Source organism: Streptomyces sp. NPDC107765, assembly GCF_055657085.1.
On sequence record NZ_JBVKBL010000002.1, the window covers coordinates 250,763 to 268,175 of the forward strand.

At 73.6% G+C, this 17,413-nt stretch carries 18 protein-coding genes; 9 read left to right on the forward strand and 9 right to left on the reverse strand.

Annotated elements, in window-relative coordinates; all coding sequences use genetic code 11:
• Positions 1–42: 42 nt before the first annotated feature.
• From ACZ7MX_RS05570 to ACZ7MX_RS05580, 3 genes are all read right to left on the reverse strand, one after another.
• Entirely contained in the window at positions 43–1,749 is a 1,707-nt protein-coding gene (locus ACZ7MX_RS05570; RefSeq protein WP_472129622.1) for a DUF3492 domain-containing protein, read from the reverse strand.
• A 203-nt stretch (positions 1,750–1,952) separates the two neighbouring features.
• Complete coding sequence (locus tag ACZ7MX_RS05575; RefSeq protein WP_472129624.1) at positions 1,953–3,410, reverse strand: DUF3152 domain-containing protein; 1,458 nt, start codon at positions 3,408–3,410, stop codon at positions 1,953–1,955.
• An 8-nt stretch (positions 3,411–3,418) separates the two neighbouring features.
• Entirely contained in the window at positions 3,419–4,438 is a 1,020-nt protein-coding gene (locus ACZ7MX_RS05580; protein ID WP_472129625.1) for an alpha/beta fold hydrolase, read from the reverse strand.
• Between the two features lie 182 nt (positions 4,439–4,620).
• On the opposite strand from ACZ7MX_RS05580, the gene ACZ7MX_RS05585 reads away from it, so the two are divergent.
• From ACZ7MX_RS05585 to ACZ7MX_RS05600, 4 genes are all read left to right on the forward strand, one after another.
• A complete protein-coding gene (locus ACZ7MX_RS05585) occupies positions 4,621–4,839 on the forward strand; it encodes a hypothetical protein (RefSeq protein WP_362140974.1) in 219 nt (72 codons plus the stop codon).
• A gap of 148 nt (positions 4,840–4,987) precedes the next feature.
• On the forward strand, positions 4,988–5,629 hold the full coding sequence (locus ACZ7MX_RS05590; RefSeq protein ID WP_265361239.1) for a TetR/AcrR family transcriptional regulator: 642 nt from the start codon (positions 4,988–4,990) through the stop codon (positions 5,627–5,629).
• Between the two features lie 141 nt (positions 5,630–5,770).
• The gene (locus tag ACZ7MX_RS05595; RefSeq protein WP_362140972.1) at positions 5,771–5,998 is read left to right on the forward strand and encodes a DUF3107 domain-containing protein; all 228 of its coding nucleotides are present in this window, start codon (positions 5,771–5,773) and stop codon (positions 5,996–5,998) included.
• Positions 5,999–6,266: 268 nt separating this feature from the next.
• Positions 6,267–6,557 (forward strand): hypothetical protein, encoded by a 291-nt coding sequence (locus tag ACZ7MX_RS05600; protein ID WP_472129627.1) that lies wholly within the window; start codon positions 6,267–6,269, stop codon positions 6,555–6,557.
• Positions 6,558–6,591: 34 nt separating this feature from the next.
• On the opposite strand, the gene ACZ7MX_RS05605 is transcribed toward ACZ7MX_RS05600, so the two are convergent.
• Positions 6,592–7,329: a ferritin-like fold-containing protein gene (locus ACZ7MX_RS05605; protein WP_030804981.1), complete on the reverse strand. Its 738-nt coding sequence runs from the start codon at positions 7,327–7,329 to the stop codon at positions 6,592–6,594.
• Between the two features lie 526 nt (positions 7,330–7,855).
• Between ACZ7MX_RS05605 and ACZ7MX_RS05610 the strand changes: the two genes are divergently transcribed.
• From ACZ7MX_RS05610 to ACZ7MX_RS05620, 3 genes are all read left to right on the forward strand, one after another.
• A complete protein-coding gene (locus ACZ7MX_RS05610; protein WP_472129629.1) occupies positions 7,856–9,880 on the forward strand; it encodes a DEAD/DEAH box helicase in 2,025 nt (674 codons plus the stop codon).
• A 107-nt stretch (positions 9,881–9,987) separates the two neighbouring features.
• A complete protein-coding gene (locus ACZ7MX_RS05615) occupies positions 9,988–10,854 on the forward strand; it encodes an alpha/beta fold hydrolase (protein WP_472129631.1) in 867 nt (288 codons plus the stop codon).
• Positions 10,855–10,989: 135 nt separating this feature from the next.
• Complete coding sequence (locus ACZ7MX_RS05620; protein ID WP_472129633.1) at positions 10,990–11,451, forward strand: SRPBCC family protein; 462 nt, start codon at positions 10,990–10,992, stop codon at positions 11,449–11,451.
• 28 nt (positions 11,452–11,479) lie between these two features.
• Here the strand turns inward: ACZ7MX_RS05620 and ACZ7MX_RS05625 are convergent, their stop codons facing one another.
• On the reverse strand, positions 11,480–12,406 hold the full coding sequence (locus tag ACZ7MX_RS05625) for an NYN domain-containing protein (RefSeq protein WP_472129635.1): 927 nt from the start codon (positions 12,404–12,406) through the stop codon (positions 11,480–11,482).
• Positions 12,407–12,608: 202 nt separating this feature from the next.
• Here ACZ7MX_RS05625 and ACZ7MX_RS05630 point away from each other — a divergent pair, with 202 nt between their 5' ends.
• The gene (locus ACZ7MX_RS05630) at positions 12,609–12,761 is read left to right on the forward strand and encodes a hypothetical protein (RefSeq protein ID WP_472129637.1); all 153 of its coding nucleotides are present in this window, start codon (positions 12,609–12,611) and stop codon (positions 12,759–12,761) included.
• A gap of 85 nt (positions 12,762–12,846) precedes the next feature.
• Here the strand turns inward: ACZ7MX_RS05630 and ACZ7MX_RS05635 are convergent, their stop codons facing one another.
• The 3 genes from ACZ7MX_RS05635 to ACZ7MX_RS05645 form a co-directional block, all read right to left on the reverse strand.
• The gene (locus ACZ7MX_RS05635; protein WP_472129639.1) at positions 12,847–13,452 is read right to left on the reverse strand and encodes a MarC family protein; all 606 of its coding nucleotides are present in this window, start codon (positions 13,450–13,452) and stop codon (positions 12,847–12,849) included.
• Positions 13,453–13,671: 219 nt separating this feature from the next.
• Positions 13,672–14,523 carry a PHP domain-containing protein gene (locus ACZ7MX_RS05640; RefSeq protein ID WP_472129641.1) on the reverse strand — a complete coding sequence of 284 codons (852 nt, stop codon included), beginning with the start codon at positions 14,521–14,523 and terminating at the stop codon, positions 13,672–13,674.
• A gap of 114 nt (positions 14,524–14,637) precedes the next feature.
• Entirely contained in the window at positions 14,638–15,276 is a 639-nt protein-coding gene (locus ACZ7MX_RS05645; protein WP_030413919.1) for a DUF6758 family protein, read from the reverse strand.
• 210 nt (positions 15,277–15,486) lie between these two features.
• Here ACZ7MX_RS05645 and ACZ7MX_RS05650 point away from each other — a divergent pair, with 210 nt between their 5' ends.
• A complete protein-coding gene (locus tag ACZ7MX_RS05650; protein WP_472129643.1) occupies positions 15,487–16,752 on the forward strand; it encodes an MFS transporter in 1,266 nt (421 codons plus the stop codon).
• A gap of 39 nt (positions 16,753–16,791) precedes the next feature.
• Here ACZ7MX_RS05650 and ACZ7MX_RS05655 read toward each other — a convergent pair whose 3' ends face one another.
• Positions 16,792–17,388, reverse strand: coding sequence for a suppressor of fused domain protein (locus ACZ7MX_RS05655; RefSeq protein ID WP_472129645.1), 597 nt, complete (start codon positions 17,386–17,388; stop codon positions 16,792–16,794).
• Positions 17,389–17,413 lie beyond the last annotated feature (25 nt).

Genomic DNA, 17,413 nt, shown 5'->3' on the forward strand with positions numbered 1-17,413 from the left:
CCTGGTGGTCCGCAGGCCGCTTCGCCCTCAGTCCTCGTCGCCTCATGGCCCCGCCCAGCTCGGCGTTCGGCCGGCCGGTGCGGGGGCGGGCCGGCCGGCCGTGCCGGTGCCGGCCCAGCGGCCGGGGACATGGGATTCGGCGGGGTGGGCGAACGGCTGCGGTACGCCGCACGCGTCCCGCTCCCGGGCGCCGGCCGGGCGGGCCGGGGCGTGCGAGATCAGCTCCAGATAGATGCCACGAAATGCCGCGGTGTTCTGCTCCACGGTGAACAGTTCGAGCGCCCGGGCCCGGGCGGCCGCGCCCAGCCGGGCCCTGCGGTCCGGGTCGCCGAGCAGCGCGCCGCAGCCCTCGGCGAGGGCGCGGGGGTTGCGCGGCGGGACCACCAGCCCGGTGCCGCCGATGACTTCGCAGACCGCACCGGCGTCGGTCGACACCGTGGCGCGGCCACAGAACATCGCCTCCACCAGGGAGCGCGGGAAGCCCTCGACGACGCTGGAGAGCACCACCACGGAGGCGGAGGCATAGGCGTCCGCCAGGGTGGGCGCGTCGGGACTGCCGATCTCCTCGAAGCTGACCGGGTTCTCGCCGACGGTGACGGCATCGGCCGCCTCGTCGGGGAAGAGCTGGGCGGCCAGCGCCCGGCAGTGGGCGAGGTAGCCGGCCGCCCGGGGGTCCCGGCCGAGGCCGCCGATGATCCGGAGGGTGGCCTCCGGCTCGGCCCGGCGGACCTCCGCGAAGGCGTGCAGCAGCGCGACGAGGTCCTTGGCGGGCTCGACCGCGCCGACCCACACCAGGGTCTTGGAGTCGTCGGCCGGGGCGTCCGCGACGGCGGCGAACGGCGCGGCGTCCATGCCCGGGTGGACCGTGCGCAGCCGTTCCCGGTCCGCGCCGCAGCGCTCCTGCCAGCGCCGGGCGTGCGCGTTGCCGGGAGTGATCAGGGCCGCCTGGGCGTAGATCTCGGCGGCCAGCGCGCCCTGGAACGCGGCGAGCAGGGCGCGCACCGGGGCACTCAACGGCGCCGCGGCGCGCGCGAGGTAGTGCTCGCGCAGCCGTACGCCGTACTCGGTGACCAGGAGCGGGGTGCCGAAGAAGCGCTTGGCCAGCAGGCCGGGGAGGGCGGCCGCGCCGGCGGAGGTGGCGTGGCAGAGGTCGGCGCCGTCGAGGCCGGGGGTGTCCCCGTCGCCGTACCAGTCCAGCGAGAGCGGGCGCAGGGTGCGTTCGAGCCGGTCGGCGACCGTCAGCAGGTCGCCCACCTGGGCGCCGTGCGCCGCGGGCAGGGCCCGGGGGCCGTGGCAGACCGATTCCAGCCGGCGCACGGCGTCCTCGGAGCGCAGCAGGGCGGGCAGCCCGCCGTCGTCGCGGGCCTGTTCGGCGAGTCCGTACAGCCCGCTGGCGAAACGGTCCGCCTTCCTGGTCACAGCGTTTTCGGCGGATGCCGAGGCAACCGCGGTCAGCAGGTCGCCGAAGTGCTCGGCGAAGCGGCGCCGGGCCCGCCGTCCGGGTGCCCGGCCGCGGCGCTCGCCCGCGGCCCGGTGGTGCCCGGCGGGGAAGTCGCCCCAGAGGGGGGCGTCGTGCACCCGGACGTGCCCGGGCAGGACCGGCCGGCCGCGTTCGCGCCGGGGGTCGGCGCGCAGGGCGTAGATCTCGAAGTCGTGGCCGGTGAGCCCGCGTACGAGCCGGTCGCACCACGCGTGCGACTCACCCGGCGCGTACGGGTAGCCACCCTCGGTGAGGAGTCCAATGCGCACGACGGCACCCCCGTCCTCCCATGTCGGCTTCCCTGACGCGACGGCCGCACGGCCGTCGAGCTGCAGGGAGACGGTATGCAAAAGGCCCGGTGGCGCGATGGACGGTTGTCCGTCGCGCCACCGGAAGGGGTGAAAGCACGTAACTTTCCGCGTCTTGGGGCGTTTCGACGCGCTATGTGATCGCTACGCCGCCGCGCGCCCGCTCAGTGCGCGGTGGGATACGGCCAGGAGTTGGGCCGGCAGGTCACGCCGTCCGTGGTCAGGAACTTCGTCTGCTGCATCATCACCGGGGCGAGCGCGCCCTGCCGGGGGCAGCTCTCGTGGTTGTGCCCGAGCCGGTGGCCGACCTCGTGGTTGATCAGCATCTGGCGGTAGGCGTGCATCTTGTCGCGCCCGTAGGTCTTCGCGCCCTGCGCCCACCGGTAGGCGTTGATCATGACCCGGTCGGTGGCCGCCGAGTCGCAGGAGACGTTCTCCTCGAACGTGTCGAGACCGGACTTGGCGCACCACTTCGCGGTGGTCCCCGGGCTCGCCAGGGTGATCACGAAGTCGGCCGGGCCGGAGGCCACGCGCTGGAACGTCCGCTGTCCGCCGTGCGCCCAACTCCGGTCGTCGTTCAGGGTCTTGTGCACCGCCTCGGCGAAGAGCGCGCCGTCCAGCGGCAGCCCCTCCTCGATGTCGACGCGGTAGCGCAGCACCTTGCCGCGGCCGGGCGCCTCGGCGTTCCCGCCGACCGGCTTGAAGCGTCCGCTCGCGGTGACGTGCGCGTCCAGCGGGAAGACCTGCGCCATCTGCTCGTCGTAGCCGCCGGGCTTGGCGTCCTGGGTGGGCCGGGACTGCGACCGTGAGGCCTCGTCACCGGCCGCGTCGGTACGGTCGTTGCCGCTGCGCGGCTGCGGGTCGCCGCCGTCCTTGTGCTGCTCGGCGACCTGGCCGGCGATGACGACGGCGAGCACGGTGGTGACCGCGGCGGCCGCCGCACCGGTGAACGTCCGGCTCTTGCCGCCCTTCCGGGCGCCGTGCCGCGGCTCGTCGAAGGCGGCGTCCGCACCCGCGAAGTCGTCGTCGGGGTCGCCGTCCGCGGGCCCGGCGGGCTCGGGCACCCGTGCGCCCGCCGCGCCGCCCGCCGCGTTCGGCCGGCCGTACGCCACGGATGCGGCGGGCGTACGGACGGCGCCGGGCGCGCCGGCCCGGAACACGTCGTCGTCAGCGCCGTCGGCGCCGTCCGCGTCGAGAGCGCCGCCGGGGCCGGCCGGCCGCCGGGGGAACGATCCCGCGTCGAAGGCGTCCACGTAATCCCGCCGCGGGCCGTGCCCGGTGCCCGGTACGGCCATCTGCGGTGCGCCGGTCATCTCCGCGCGCGGCCGGGGAATGCGCGGCGCGGCCTGCCCGGGCGCCCCGGGTGCGGTGCGTCCGGCTGCCGTCCCGGGTGTCCTGGGGGACACCGGTACGCCCGGGAACGCGCCCCAGGCACCGCCCGGTTCGCGCTGTTCGGGGTGGCCGCCGCGGACCGTGTCGCCTCCGGCCGGCTCGCGCCGGCGGCGCCCCGGGCCGGGGCCGGGGGCGGGTGCCCGGCCGGCCGGCGGGCTCTGGCCGGGCGGCGCCGCGGACTGCGAGGGGTCTTCGGCCTCCGGCCGGTCTCGGCGGCTATGACGTCCCACGGGGCGTGTCAGCTCCTGCCCGGTTCAGCGGTCACTTCGGTCATCCCGGAATCGAGCAGCTCGCGGACGGCGCGCGCCACCGCCTCCGGGTACTCCATCATCGCCACGTGCCCCGCCTCCGGCAGTGTCAGCAGCCGTGAACCGCGGAACGCCGCGGCCGCCCGCCGGGCCATCCGGAGGGAGACCAGGCGGTCGCGTCCACCGTAGACGAGAAGGGTGGGGGCGAGCACGCGTTCGGCCTGCCGCCACAAATTGTGCTGCCCGCCGAGCGTGTACGCGTTCACCAGCGCACGCGCCGAGCGCTCCATCACCTCCCAGAAATAAGGGAGTTCGAGCCGCCGGGCGTACTCGGCGGCCGCGGTGTCGAACCCCTCCGGGGTCACCCTGCCGGGGTCGCCGTAACAGAGCGACAGCACCGCACGGGTGCGGTCCTCGGCGGTCCAGTCGCGGGTGAGCCGGGCGAAGAGGGTGGCGACGCCGGGCACGGCGAGCAGTGCGGTGGGCACCGCCGTGCGCTGCGGCCGCAGTTCGGGCAGGGCCGGGGAGATCAGCGTGAGGGTGCGGACCAGGTCCGGCCGGGCGGCGGCCACGCGGGTGGCGGTCGTGCCGCCCATGGAGTTGCCGATGAGGTGGACCGGGCCGCGGTCGGCCGCGTCGAGGTACCGGATCACCGCGCGGGCCTGCGCGGAGACGGAGTAGTTGCCGTCACCCGGCGGCGGGGAGTGCCCGAAGCCGGGCAGATCGAGCGCTTCGCCGTCCAGCCGGTCGGCGAGCAGCGGCATCAGCCCCGACCAGTTCTGCGAGGAGCCGCCGAGGCCGTGGACGTAGAGCGCGGGTTCGCGGTCCCGGGCCGCCCCCGCCCCGCCGGCACCCCGGCCCTCGGGCCGCCCTTCCGGCGCCCGTACGGTGAGCGTCAGGTCCGGCAGGATCACGGTGCGCACCGTCTCCGCCGCGCCGGGCCGACCGGGGCCGGCGGGGGGCACCGGGAGGGCGGTGGTGGCGGTGTCCGGCGACTCGGTCGAAGACATGGAGTCGATGTTACGAGACGATCACACCCCCGATCGTGTGTTCGCGGTCACACACCGCATCGCGCCGTCGCGGCCGCTCTCCTACGCTCGTAGGCAGGGGCGGGCCACCCCTGACCCTGCTTTCCTGCCAGGCACCAGCCGACCAACGAGCACGCGAGAAAGCACCGAGAAAGGCAGTCATCATGCGTGTCGACCCGACAGACCCGGACACTTTCGTGGACGACAGCGACACCGCCGAATTCGACGTGGAGGCGCCGGAGGCGGACGCCCAGGAGCAGTACGCCGATCTCGCACCGCAGCGCGACGAGGCGCTGAACGGCATCGACCCGGCCGTCGCGAACGAGGCGGACCTCGCCGAACAGGCCCGGGTCGTCGAACTGAACGAAGACGAATACCGATGACCTGGGGCGTTATGTCGCATTGGCACGCCGGGGCCGGAGAGAAATTCTCGGCCCGGACCGCGCACAGGCGGGTTACCCAAAAGTACGATGGCGGGCGCGGTGCACCACCTTGTACTGGCCGCGTACGGAACGATTTCTGGGAGGCAGCGTGAGCGCCATCGAGCAGACCGAGGCGGCGCGCCCGCGGGGCACACGCCTGCCACGCCGCGCCCGGCGGAACCAGCTTCTGGGTGCGGCCCAGGAGGTTTTCGTCGCACAGGGCTACCACGCCGCGGCCATGGACGACATCGCCGAGCGGGCCGGCGTCAGCAAGCCGGTGCTCTACCAGCACTTCCCCGGGAAGCTGGAGCTCTACCTCGCGCTGCTGGACCAGCACTGCGAGGCGCTTCTGCACTCGGTGCGTTCGGCGCTGGCGTCGACCACCGACAACAAGCAGCGGGTCGCGGCGACGATGGACGCCTACTTCGCGTACGTGGAGGATCCGGGCGGCGCCTTCCGGCTGGTCTTCGAGTCGGACCTGACCAACGAGCCGGCGGTCCGCGAGCGGGTGGACAAGGTGTCGCTGGAGTGCGCCGAGGCCATAAGCGCGGTGATCGCCGAGGACACCGGCCTGTCGCAGGACGAGTCGATGCTGCTCGCGGTGGGCCTGGGCGGAGTTTCCCAGGTGGTGGCGCGGTACTGGCTCTCCTCCGGGAGCACGGTCCCGCGGGACACCGCGGTGGCGCTGCTGACGTCGCTCGCCTGGAAGGGCATCGCCGGCTTCCCGCTGCACGGCAGCGACACGCACTGACCCTGTTCGCTGCGGGCGTGGTCCACGGCGTCCTGTGCGTCCCCGTACCGGGCTAATGTGTGCTGCGTACGGCGCGGATGGCCGCGCATCCTCCCCCCAGCGGTGCTGGGGGACCTGCAGACCGTCGGAGGGACATAAGCCGTGGAGGTCAAGATCGGCGTGCAGCACGCGCCCCGCGAGATCGTTCTCGAGAGCGGGCAGTCTGCTGAAGAGGTCGAGCGGGCGGTGGCCGAGGCGCTGGCCGGAAAGTCGGAGCTGCTGAAGCTGGCGGACGAACACGGCCGCAAGGTCCTGATCCCGGCGGACCGGCTGGCCTATGTCGAGATCGGCGAGCCGGCCGGCCGCAAGGTCGGGTTCGGCGCGCTCTGATCGACGGGCGCCGCGCGCGGCGCCCGCGGAGCGAAGAGGGCGGCGGCCCGGGGGACGCGTTCCCCCGGGCCGCCGCCTTTTCCCGTTCGTCCTGGTCGGCGCCCGGCCGGCCCGCTGCGCTGATCGGGCAGCGGGCCGGCGCGCCGAGGGTTGCTGCCGCCGCCCCCTGGGTACGACCGCCTACGACCGATTTGTTCGCCCGACGGATCGGCGCACCGCGCCAGCCGCGTGGTGCCCGAAGCCCGCACGGATCGTGGAAGGGAAGAGCATGATCTTCGAAGCGCTCGGAGCTGTGGCCATCGGCCTCGCCATCGCGGTCTTCGCCATGCGCCGACTGCCCGACCGCTTCCCCGCGCGCGGTCTCACCCTGGCCACCGGCCCGGTCGCGGCCCTGCTCGGCGCGCTGCTGACCCGCTCGATCCTCGGCCCCGGGCATCCCGTCCAGGTGATGCTCGCCGCGGTCGCCCTGGGCGCGGCGCTGCTGTCGGTCCTGGTGCGCCCGCCGCGCAGCCGTCTTCGGCGGCCGGCCGCGACGCTGAAGGGGCACCGGACGGCCTGAAGCGCCCGGCGGCCCCTCCTTCGTACGCCGTGTGTCAGGCCGCCAGGCCCAGCGCCGCCATCCGCTTGGTGTGCGCCTCGGTGATCCGGGAGAACATCCGGCCCACCTCCGCCAGGTCGAAGCCGTCGGCGACCCCGCCCACCAGCATCGTGGAGAGCGCGTCGCGGTCCGCGACGACCCGCTGGGCCTGCGAGAGTGCCTCGCCCATCAGCCGGCGGGCCCACAGGGCCAGCCGCCCGCCGACCCGCGGCTCGGCCTCGATGGCCGCCCGCACCTTCTCCACGGCGAAGGTCGCGTGCCCGGTGTCGTCCAGCACCGCCAGCACCAGATCGCGGGTGTCGGCGTCCAGCCTGGCCGCGACCTCGCGGTAGAAGTCACTGGCGATCGAGTCGCCCACGTAGGCCTTGACCAGGCCCTCCAGCCAGTCCGACGGTGCGGTCTGGCGGTGGAACTCGTCCAGGGCGGCGGCGAACGGCTCCATGGCCTCGTTGGGCTCGGCCTCGATCTGGGCCAGCCGCTCCCGCAGCCGCTCGAAGTGGTGGAACTCGGCCGAGGCCATCTTGGCCAGCTCGGCCTTGTCGTCCATCGTCGGCGCGAGCTTGGCGTCCTCCGCCAGGCGCTCGAAGGCGGACAGCTCGCCGTACGCGAGCGCGCCGAGCAGATCGATCACGGCGGCCCGGTAGTGCGGGTCGGCGGATGCCTGCGCCCAGTCCTGGGCGGCGATCCCGGTGTGTTCTTGCGCGTCAGCCGCGGCGTTGTCAGGCGTTCCCATGGCGGCACAATAGCCCGCTCGGCGGTTCGGGGAAGGTCCTGGTCAGCCAGTTCCGTTCACCCGTACGACCGGTCCGCCGGAGCGGGGTCCGGGCGCCGCTCGGGGACGTGACGTATTCCTCACTCATACAAGCCTTCGGATGGGGGCGCCGTATCCGGGGTACAGTGGTATTGGACCTGCCGAGTATCGGTGGGTCGTTCCACGAAGCGGATGCCCGGTCGGTGGCCCGATCGGCTCCAAACCGACCGACCTCCCCCGCGGCGCGTACGAGACGTACGCACAGCAGGAGGCACACCGCTCGCGGCAGGAGCGCCTGAGCGTTGGCAGTGGTCCCGCGCCACCGGCCCCATCTGGCCGGCCCCGTACGAAACCGTGCGACGGTGCGGTACGACCCCCTTCGCCGCCTCACGCCGCGTCTCACAGAAGAGGCAAGATTCTGTCTACGTTCCGAGACCTCGGGATTTTTCCCGAGACCGCCGAGGCCCTGGAAGCTGTCGGCATCGTTTCCCCCTTCCCCATCCAGGAAATGACGCTCCCCGTCGCCCTCTCGGGCAACGACGTCATCGGCCAGGCCAAGACCGGCACCGGCAAGACCCTGGGCTTCGGACTTCCGCTCATCGAGCGGGTCACCGTCCCGGCGGACGTCGAGGCGGGCCGGGCGCAGCCCGAGCAGCTGACCGAGGCGCCGCAGGCCCTCGTCGTCGTCCCCACCCGTGAGCTGTGCCAGCAGGTCACCAACGACCTGCTCACCGCCGGCAAGGTCCGCAACGTGCGGGTGCTGGCGATCTACGGCGGCCGGGCCTACGAGCCCCAGGTCGAGGCGCTGAAGAAGGGCGTCGACGTGGTCGTCGGCACGCCCGGCCGGCTGCTGGACCTCGCGGGCCAGAAGAAGCTGAACCTCTCGCAGGTGCGCTCCCTCGTCCTGGACGAGGCCGACGAGATGCTCGACCTGGGCTTCCTGCCGGACGTCGAGAAGATCATCCAGCTGCTGCCGGCCAAGCGGCAGACCATGCTGTTCTCCGCGACCATGCCCGGCCAGGTCATCTCGCTGGCCCGCCGCTACATGTCGCAGCCGACCCACATCCGCGCCACCGCGCCGGACGACGAGGGTGCGACGGTCGCCAACATCACCCAGCACGTCTACCGCGCGCACTCCATGGACAAGCCGGAGCTGGTCTCGCGGATACTGCAGGCCGAGGGCCGCGGTCTGGCGATGCTGTTCTGCCGGACGAAGCGGACCGCCGCCGACATCGCCGACCAGCTCTCCCGGCGCGGCTTCGCGTCCGGCGCGGTCCACGGCGACCTCGGCCAGGGCGCCCGCGAGCAGGCGCTGCGCGCCTTCCGCAACGGCAAGGTCGACGTCCTGGTCTGCACCGACGTCGCCGCCCGCGGTATCGACGTCGAGGGTGTGACCCACGTCGTCAACTACCAGTCGCCCGAGGACGAGAAGACCTACCTGCACCGCATCGGCCGCACCGGCCGGGCGGGCGCCAAGGGCACCGCGGTCACCCTCGTCGACTGGGACGACATCCCGCGCTGGAAGCTGATCAACAAGGCGCTGGACCTGCCGTTCGACGAGCCGGAGGAGACCTACTCCACCTCGCCGCACCTCTACGAGCAGCTCCACATCCCCGCGGGCACCAAGGGCGTGCTGCCGCGCGCCGAGCGCACCCGGGCCGGGCTCGCCGCGGAAGAGGTCGAGGACCTGGGCGAGACCGGCGGCCGCGGCCGCGGGCCCCGCCGGGGCGCGGCCGTCGAGGAGGAGCGTCCCCCGCGCACCCGTGCACCGCGGCAGCGCCGCCGTACCCGCGGCGGTGCGTCGCTGGACGGCCCGGCTGCTTCCGAGGCGAAGGCGACCGGGTCGCTCGACGCCGCCGAGGGCACCGCGGAGGCCGCTGAGGAGTCCGCAGGGCCGCGCCAGCCGCGCCGGCGCCGGCGGACCCGCAGCGGGCAGGCCGCGGCGACGATCCCGGTGGCGGGCGCCGCCCCGGCCGAGGCCGCGGAAGCCGCCGTCGAGGTGGCCGAGGCCGCCCCGGTCGCCCCGGCGCCCGAGGTGACCGAGGCTCCGGCCAAGCCGAAGCGGACCCGTACCCGGACCCGCAAGGCCGCCGAGGCCGAGCCGGTCGCGCAGGAAGCCGCCCAGGCCGTGGTGGACACCGTCGAGGGGGCCGAGGAGGCTCCGGCCAAGCCGACGCGCACCCGGACCCGTAAGGCCGCCGCCGCCAAGGCCACCACCGCCGAGGCCGCCGAGGCCGCGGTGGACACCGCCGAGGGCACCGACGAGGCCCCCGCCAAGCCGAAGCGCACCCGCACCCGCAAGGCCGCCGCCAAGCCGGCCGCCACCGAGGCCCCCGAGGCCGCGGCGGTGACCGCCGAGGCCGCGGACGAGGTGCCGGCCAAGCCGAAGCGGACGCGCAAGACGGCGGCGAAGACCGCTGCCGCCAAGAAGACCGCGGCCGCGGCCCCCGCCGCCGTGGACGGCGAGGAGGCTCCGGCCAAGCCGAAGCGCACCCGGACCCGTAAGGCCGCGGCCGCCCAGCCGGCCGACTGACGCCGTACGACCCGATCGACCGGACGACCCGGCCCCGCTCCCCGCGGGTGCCGGGTCGTTCGGCGTCCCGGCCCGGTTTTCCGGCCCGGTCCGGTTAACCTCACCCCATGAGCAGGCCGCCCACCCTCACGCTGCCCCCGTGCGCCCGCGCGTACCGACTCGACACCGACCGCGGCGAGTTCGCCGTGCACGACGCCCGGCCCGACGGTGCGCCGATCGGGACCGCGCTGCTGGTGCCCGGCTTCACCGGCAGCAAGGAGGACTTCATCGCCTTGCTGGCGCCGCTCGCCGCGGCCGGGTTCCGGGCGGTCGCGCTGGACGGCCGCGGCCAGCACGAGTCCTCCGGCCCGCGGGACGAACGGGCTTACGCGCAGCGGGAGTTGGCGCTCGACGTACTGGCCCAGGCGCGGGCCGTGCAGCAGGCCGGGAACGGCCCGCTGCATCTGCTCGGGCATTCGCTGGGCGGCCTGATCACCCGGGCCGCGGTGCTGCTCGACGCCACCCCGTTCCGTTCGCTGACCGCGCTCAGCTCCGGTCCGGCGGCCATCGAGACGTCCCAGCAGGTCCGGGTGCGGATGCTGATCGACGCGCTCGGGTCGCTCGGCATGGAGGACGTCTGGCGGGCGATGCGCGAGCTGGACCCGCCGGAGGCGGCGGACGCGGAGACCCCGCCGGAGATCGGCGCGTTCCTGCACCGCCGTTGGCTGAACACCGTCCCCGAGCAGCTGATCGCGACCGGCCGGCAGATGCTGGCGGAGCCCGACCGGGTGGCGCAGCTGGCCCGTACCGGGCTTCCCGTGCACGTCGTCTCCGGGGCGCTGGACTACGCCTGGCCGGTGCCGTCGATGGACGACATGGCGCGCCGGCTGTCGGCCCGGCGCACCGTCATCGAGGGCGCCGAGCACTCCCCCAACGTCGAACGCCCGGAGAAGACCGCCGAGGCGCTGACGGGTTTCTGGAGCGGGGTGGGGTAGGGCCCGACCCATCGGACGGGCCCTGGCGCCCCCGGGGTGTCGTCGGGACAGCGCCGGACGGTTCGGCGAGCATCGAAAGGAAGCGGGCGGGCCGGTGCGGCCCGTCCGGCACCGGCTGCCGACGAAGGGCCCGACATGACCGAGAACCCCCAGGACGACCCGCACGGCATCGCGCTGACCCGCACCTTCGACGCCCGCCGCGACCTGGTCTTCGCGGCCTGGACCACGCCCGCGCACTTCGCGTACTGGTTCGGCGGGGAGCTGACGGTGCCGGTCGAGCGGATGACGATGGACGTCCGGCCGGGTGGGTCGTGGAGTCTGGTCATGCACTCCCCGGACGGCAGTGAGCTGCCGTTCTCCGGGGTGTACCGGGAGGTCGTGCCGCCGGAGGCGCTGGAGTTCACGCTCAACGACGCCTATGCGCCGAGCAGTTCGGAGGGCGAGCTGATCAGGGTGACCCTGAGCGATCTCGGGGACCGGACGGAGATGGCCTTCCGGCAGCTCGGCGGCAACCTCACTCCGGAGCAGTACCAGCAGGCTGAGGCGGGCTGGACGAGCTTCTTCGACCGGCTGGCGGGACTCCTCGCCCGGGCCTGAACCGCCCTCGGCCACCCCGGGGGCTCGTCTAGAGCTGTCCCTGTACGTGCTCCCAGAAGCCGTCCCGCAGCACCCGGCGCAGGTCGGCGTGGCCGCGCAGGGAGTGGTGCAGCAGTGCCTCGGCGGCGGTCAGCAGCTCCTGGTCGACGGACCCGGGGAGGTAGGGATGTCCGGGCAGCAGCCCGACCGCCCATTCCCGGCCGCGCTCCGACAGCCACTGGGCGGCGACCCGGGCCCCGACGAAGCGGACCTCCTCCCGGCCGGGCGCCGGGCTCTCGCCGCCGGCCTGCTCGGCGGCGTCGATGCCGGTCCGCCGGGTGACGTAGGGCTTGCAGAAGTCCAGGTCGAAGACGCGGGTGCTGTCGGCCTCCCACAGCAGGGGTTCGGCCTGGTTGCGGCCGGCCGGCGCCTCGATGCCCCACAGGTGGACCCGGGCGCCGTAGCCCTGGGCCGCCTCGACCGCGGAGACCAGGTCCTCGTCGCCGCCGATGAGCACCGCGTCGGTGATCGCCCGGTGCCGGGCCAGCGACTCCAGGTCCGAGCGGATCAGGGAATCGACGCCCTTCTGCTGGTTGTTGGCGTTGAGGTTGCCGAGCCTGACCTTCACGTCCGGCAGCTCGGCGATCCGCTGCTGCTCGGGGGTGTGGAGGCGGCGGCGGGCGCCGTCGTACCAGTAGACCCGCAGCAGCCGGCTGTCCGGGAAGATCGTCCGGGCCCGGTCGATGAAGGCCTCGATGATCCCTTCGGCGTCGAGTTCGAAGCCCTTGCGGTCCTCGGTGCCGGCGACGAGCCTCCCGGAGGCGGCGTAGACGTAGCCGGCGTCGACGAAGGCGGCATGCACGGAAGGGGTCGTGCCGACCTTCCTGAGGACCCGGGCGAGCAGCTCGTTGGTGCGCGCCATCCCGGCGGCGAGCGCGGCGAGGTCGGTGGGGCCCGGGGGCTGGAGGTCGTTCATACCGGACCCATTGTCCGGGCGTCGGCTCGGCGGGCACAACCGCTCTACCTGCGAGTATTTAGACCGTCAAAAAATTTCTTTAGCGTAGGGAATGATTGCAGGGTGCGGGTCGTTGTACCTGTACGGACGGCGGGCGACGAGGCCTGGCGATCCGCACCACTCACGTTCTCCGCAGGAGGATTCCGACGAAGGGAGAAGCCTGATGCGCTTCGAGATCATGCGCCTGGACGATGTCGACGGCACGGCCGTGGACAGCACCGTCGTGGACGCCGCCTCCGTCAACCGGATCGTGCAGCAGGCCGCCGCAACCGGCCAGCGCATCTACATCCGCCCGGCCGACACCATCGCCCGTTAAACCCTGGCCGCCGACAGGCCACCGATGCCGCACCGCCCCCGTACGGAACATGCCGTACGGGGGCGCTGCCGTAGGGGGCCGCCGCTCAGGCCGCCTGGACGACCTGCAGCACGCCGTTGATGATCTGCTGCACGGCCAGCGCGGACAGCATCATGCCCGCCAGCCGGGTCACCAGGACCACTCCGCCGTCCTTGATCACACGGATGATCACCAGCGAGAACCGCATCACCAGATACAGCACCACATGGATCGCCGCGATCGCCACCCATACGGAGAGCTGGGCCGCGAACCCGTGGGCGTGCTGCACGGCGAGGATCACCGACACGATCGCGCCGGGCCCGGCGAGCAGCGGCATGCCCAGCGGCACCAGCGCGACATTGACGTCCTTGGTCTGGGTCGGCTCCTCCGACTTCCCGGTCAGCAGGTCCAGCGCCACCAGCAGGAGCAGCAGCCCGCCCGCGATCATCAGCGCGGGCGTCGAGATGTGCAGCCGGCCGAGGATCTGCCGGCCGAAGAGCCCGAAGACGGCGATCACGCAGAAGGCGACGGCGGCGGCCTGCCAGGCCATCCGGCGCTGGACCTTGGCCGGCCGGCCGGAGGTGAGGGCGAGGAAGATCGGGGTGATCCCCGGCGGGTCCATGATCACGAAAAGCGTGACGAAAAGGGTACTGAAGACGGCGACGTCGAACATGGTGCTGGCCTTGCGAGAGGAGGTACGGACGAGCGGATCGGGACGGCCACGGGCCGGCGCGCGGCGCGCGCGGGTCCGGGAGGGCGCCAGGAAGCGGAAACGGAAGGAGGAGGGGAAGGGAGGAGTTGGCGGGCCGGGCGGCGGGGGCCGGCCCGCGGACCCGCGGAACGGCGTCGCGCGCGGTCGGTGCGGCGCGGCGGCCGGCGTTCCGCGGCGGGCTCAGCCGCCCGCGCCGGGGACGGGGAAGGCGCCGGTGGCGCGGCGCACGATCTCCCCGTAGACCTCGGGGTCGGTGGTGCAGTCACCGAGGCTGCAGGTCTTGCGGCTGCCGTGGTAGTCGCTGGAGCCGGTGGTCAGCAGACCGAGGTCGGCGGCCATCCCGCGCAGCCGGGCGCGGGTCGGCGCGTCGTGGTCCATGTGGTCGACCTCGATGCCGTCCAGCCCGGCCGCGGCGAGCTCGCCGATCGCGCTCTCCGGTACGCACCTGCCGCGCTTGACGGCCAGCGGGTGCGCGAAGACGGTGACCCCGCCCGCGGCCTTGACCAGCCGGATCGCGTCGAACGGGTCGAGCTCGTGCTTCTCCACGTACGCCGGGCCGTCGCTGGCGAGCCAGGACGCGAAGGCGTCGTTGACGGAGTCGACGACGCCCAGCTCCATGAGGGCGGTGGCGAGGTGCGGACGGCCCACGGCGCCGTCGCCGGCGATCCGTGCGACCTGCTCCCAGGTGACCGGGATGCCGTGCTCGCGCAGCTTGCCGACCATGGCCCGGGCCCGTGGCACCCGGTCGTCGCGGACCAGCTCCCGCTCGCGGGCGAGTTCGGGCTCCTCGGGGTCGAAGAGGTAGGCGAGCATATGGAGGCTCACGCCGTCGAGCCGGCAGGAGAGTTCGGCGCCGGTGACCAGCGTCAGCCCCTCGGGCAGCGCGGCCCGCGCCTCGGCGTGGCCGGCGACGGTGTCGTGGTCGGTCAGTGCGACCACGTCCAGCCCGGCGGCCGCGGCGCCGCGCACCAGCTCGGCCGGGGTGTCCGTACCGTCGGAAGCCGTGGAGTGGGTGTGCAGATCGATGCGCACGACGCGGACTCCAGACTGCTGCGGGACGGACGGGGGACCTCAGAAGGATAACCGGGCCGCGGACGGCCCGGCCCGCGCCGCCGGGCGGCGCCCCTCCCCGGACGGCCGGCCCGGTCAGCTCAGGATGCGCGGGGAGAGCGCCCCGCAGGGCAGCAGGTCCACCTCGGCGCCCGCCTCGCGCAGGTCCGTCAGCACGAGTTCGTCGTACATCAGCAGCCCGGACTGCTCGGGCCAGGCGATCGCCCACAGCCACAGCCCGCGCGCCTCGCCGGCGAAGACCGCGCGGTCCGGCGGCGCACCGTCGACGTGCCAGAGCGGGGTGGGGCGGCCGGCGGCCAGCACCTTCCCGTGCGCGGGTTTGCCGTCGGACATGTGGGGGCCGGGGTCGGGGCCGTCGATGCCGGCGTAGCGCGCGCCGAGTCCGACGCCCAGTTCCTCGGCGACCAGGAGGAGTTCACCGGGTCCGCCGAGCGGTCCGGGGCCCGAGCAGGCCACCGCGGTCGCCCGGCCGCCGCTGCGGTCGTCGCCCGCGCAGGCCACGCCGGTGAACAGCCAGCCGACCGGCAGCGGCCAGGGCATCCACACGGGGACCTGGGCGCGGTGCACGACGACGCCGAGCGCCTCGACGCTCGGCGGGACGACCGGCTGGAGCGGATGCACGGTGCCGTGCAGGGCGCACTGCCAGGTGTCGGAGAAGAGACCGGGCGCCCGCACCCGGCCTCCGCACTTCGGACAACTGGGTTCGCCCCTCATAAGGACCCACGGTCCTCCAGGCCCGCCGCCGCGTCAAGGACGATCACCCGACCGATGTGGGCGGAATCACTTGCCACGCCCCGGACTTGACCGCTCCGGCGCCCCGCGCACCCACCCGCGAAAAACTAGTTGCCCATTGCACCCTTTAGGGCTTCTAACTTAATATATGTAAACGTCAACGATCTCCGGCAACGGAAGGGGAACCGCGGCATGAGCGGCACCACGAGCAGTGGCCACGGCGGCGGCACGACGGCCGATCCGTTCGACGAGGGCGGCACCTCCCTGCTGCGCCAGCCGAAGGCCGTCTGGGCCACGGCCGGCGCCTCGGTCGTGGCCTTCATGGGCATCGGCCTGGTCGACCCGATCCTCCCCTCGATCGCCCGGGGCCTGCACGCCACCAACAGCCAGGTCTCCCTGCTGTTCACCTCGTACTTCCTGATCACCGCCGTCGCGATGCTGCTGACCGGCTTCGTCTCCAGCCGGATCGGCGGCCGCAGGACCCTGCTGCTCGGCCTCGCCTTCGTGGTCGTCTTCGCGGGCCTGGCCGGCACGTCGGACTCGGTCGGCCAACTGGTCGGCTTCCGGGCGGGCTGGGGGCTGGGCAACGCGCTCTTCGTCTCCACCGCCCTCACGGTCATCGTTGGAGCGGCGACCGGAGGAAGCGCGGCGGCGATCCTGCTCTACGAGTCCGCGCTCGGCCTCGGCATGGCCTGCGGCCCGCTGCTCGGTGCGGCCCTCGGCAACGCCAGCTGGCGCTACCCCTTCTTCGGCACGGCCACGCTCATGGCGATCGGCTTCCTGTGCATCACGGCGTTCCTCAAGGAGCAGCCGAAGCCCGCCCGCAAGACCTCGCTCCTCGACCCGGTCAAGGCACTCGGCCACGGCGGCCTCGCCTCGGCCGCGATCTCCGCCTTCTTCTACAACTACGCGTTCTTCACGGTGCTGGCCTTCACGCCGTTCGTGCTGAACATGACGCCGTACCGCTCGGGCGCGGTGTTCTTCGCCTGGGGCGTGCTGCTCGCGGTCTTCTCGGTGGTCGTGGCCCCGCGCATGCAGGCGCGGTTCGGCTCGCTGAAGGTGCTCGGCGGCTCGCTGGTGCTGCTCGCCGTGGACGTCCTCGTCCTCGGCTACGGCAACCACACCGCGGCCGTCGTCTGCACGATCCTGTCCGGCGCCTTCATCGGGGTGAACAACACCGTCTACACCGAACTGGCCCTCGGCGTGTCGGACGCCCCGCGCCCGGTGGCGAGCGCCGGCTACAACTTCGTCCGCTGGTTCGCGGCCGCGGCAGCGCCCTACTTCGCGCCGAAGATCGAGGAGTGGAGCAACCCCCACATCCCGTTCGTGGTCGCCGCGGTCACCGCGGTGCTGGGCGCACTGGTGGTCGTCGTACGGCGCAGGGCGCTCACCCACGAGGCGGCGGAGCACCAGCCGCAGCACGCGACCGAGGACGGCGTCACGGTCTTCGCCAACTGACCGCGGCCGACCGGGGTTTGGTGAGCTTGCCCACTCGGCTCACTCCGGGGCGGCGTCCAGCGGGACGGACTTACGGGCCGGGTCCCTCAGGTCCGTCCCGTTCGCCAGCCAGCGCTCCTGGAGGGCCTGGGCGCCGTGCACCCGCTTCCAGGCGGCCTCGTTCGGCGTCATCGGCAGCAGCGGCAGGAACCGTACGGGATCCAGCGGAGCGTCCAGCTCCAGATCCTCCACGAGCCCGCCCGGCTCGCCCACCAGGACCGAGGTGAAGGGCGCGCCCGGCCACAGCGGCTCACCGACGTCGAGGGAGGCGCCGGGGGCCACCACCACGCCCTCCACCTGCGGGGACGCGGCGAGCACGGCGAGCGGGCGGAGCACCTGGTCGGTGTCGGCGCGGCCCGCCTTCACCGACAGCACGAGCTCGGCGCGCGGGCCTTTGAGCGGATCCGCGACCACCGCCGTCGGGTCGGCCATCGGCTGGGCGGACATCCCGAGCGTGGCGTAGCGCACCACCTGGTCGTCCACGAAGCGGAGCACCTCGATACGGTCGGTGCCGAGGAAGGTGACGGCGGCGCGCGCGTCCGGCTCGCCCAGGCTCGTCCGCAGGCGGGCTTCGACCAGCTCAAGAACATCAGACATGCCGCGAGCATATGGCCGGCCCGCC

Bases quoted from the DNA above. Each gene is read 5' to 3' on its own strand.
- ACZ7MX_RS05655 (WP_472129645.1), bottom strand. From the start codon at position 17,388: ATGTCTGATGTTCTTGAGCTGGTCGAAGCCCGCCTGCGGACGAGCCTG.
- ACZ7MX_RS05585 (WP_362140974.1), top strand. From the start codon at position 4,621: ATGCGTGTCGACCCGACAGACCCGGACACTTTCGTGGACGACAGCGAC.
- ACZ7MX_RS05650 (WP_472129643.1), top strand. From the start codon at position 15,487: ATGAGCGGCACCACGAGCAGTGGCCACGGCGGCGGCACGACGGCCGAT.
- ACZ7MX_RS05635 (WP_472129639.1), bottom strand. From the start codon at position 13,452: ATGTTCGACGTCGCCGTCTTCAGTACCCTTTTCGTCACGCTTTTCGTG.
- ACZ7MX_RS05580 (WP_472129625.1), bottom strand. From the start codon at position 4,438: ATGTCTTCGACCGAGTCGCCGGACACCGCCACCACCGCCCTCCCGGTG.
- ACZ7MX_RS05605 (WP_030804981.1), bottom strand. From the start codon at position 7,329: ATGGGAACGCCTGACAACGCCGCGGCTGACGCGCAAGAACACACCGGG.
- ACZ7MX_RS05620 (WP_472129633.1), top strand. From the start codon at position 10,990: ATGACCGAGAACCCCCAGGACGACCCGCACGGCATCGCGCTGACCCGC.
- ACZ7MX_RS05645 (WP_030413919.1), bottom strand. From the start codon at position 15,276: ATGAGGGGCGAACCCAGTTGTCCGAAGTGCGGAGGCCGGGTGCGGGCG.
- ACZ7MX_RS05610 (WP_472129629.1), top strand. From the start codon at position 7,856: ATGACGCTCCCCGTCGCCCTCTCGGGCAACGACGTCATCGGCCAGGCC.
- ACZ7MX_RS05615 (WP_472129631.1), top strand. From the start codon at position 9,988: ATGAGCAGGCCGCCCACCCTCACGCTGCCCCCGTGCGCCCGCGCGTAC.
- ACZ7MX_RS05600 (WP_472129627.1), top strand. From the start codon at position 6,267: ATGATCTTCGAAGCGCTCGGAGCTGTGGCCATCGGCCTCGCCATCGCG.
- ACZ7MX_RS05625 (WP_472129635.1), bottom strand. From the start codon at position 12,406: ATGAACGACCTCCAGCCCCCGGGCCCCACCGACCTCGCCGCGCTCGCC.
- ACZ7MX_RS05630 (WP_472129637.1), top strand. From the start codon at position 12,609: ATGCGCTTCGAGATCATGCGCCTGGACGATGTCGACGGCACGGCCGTG.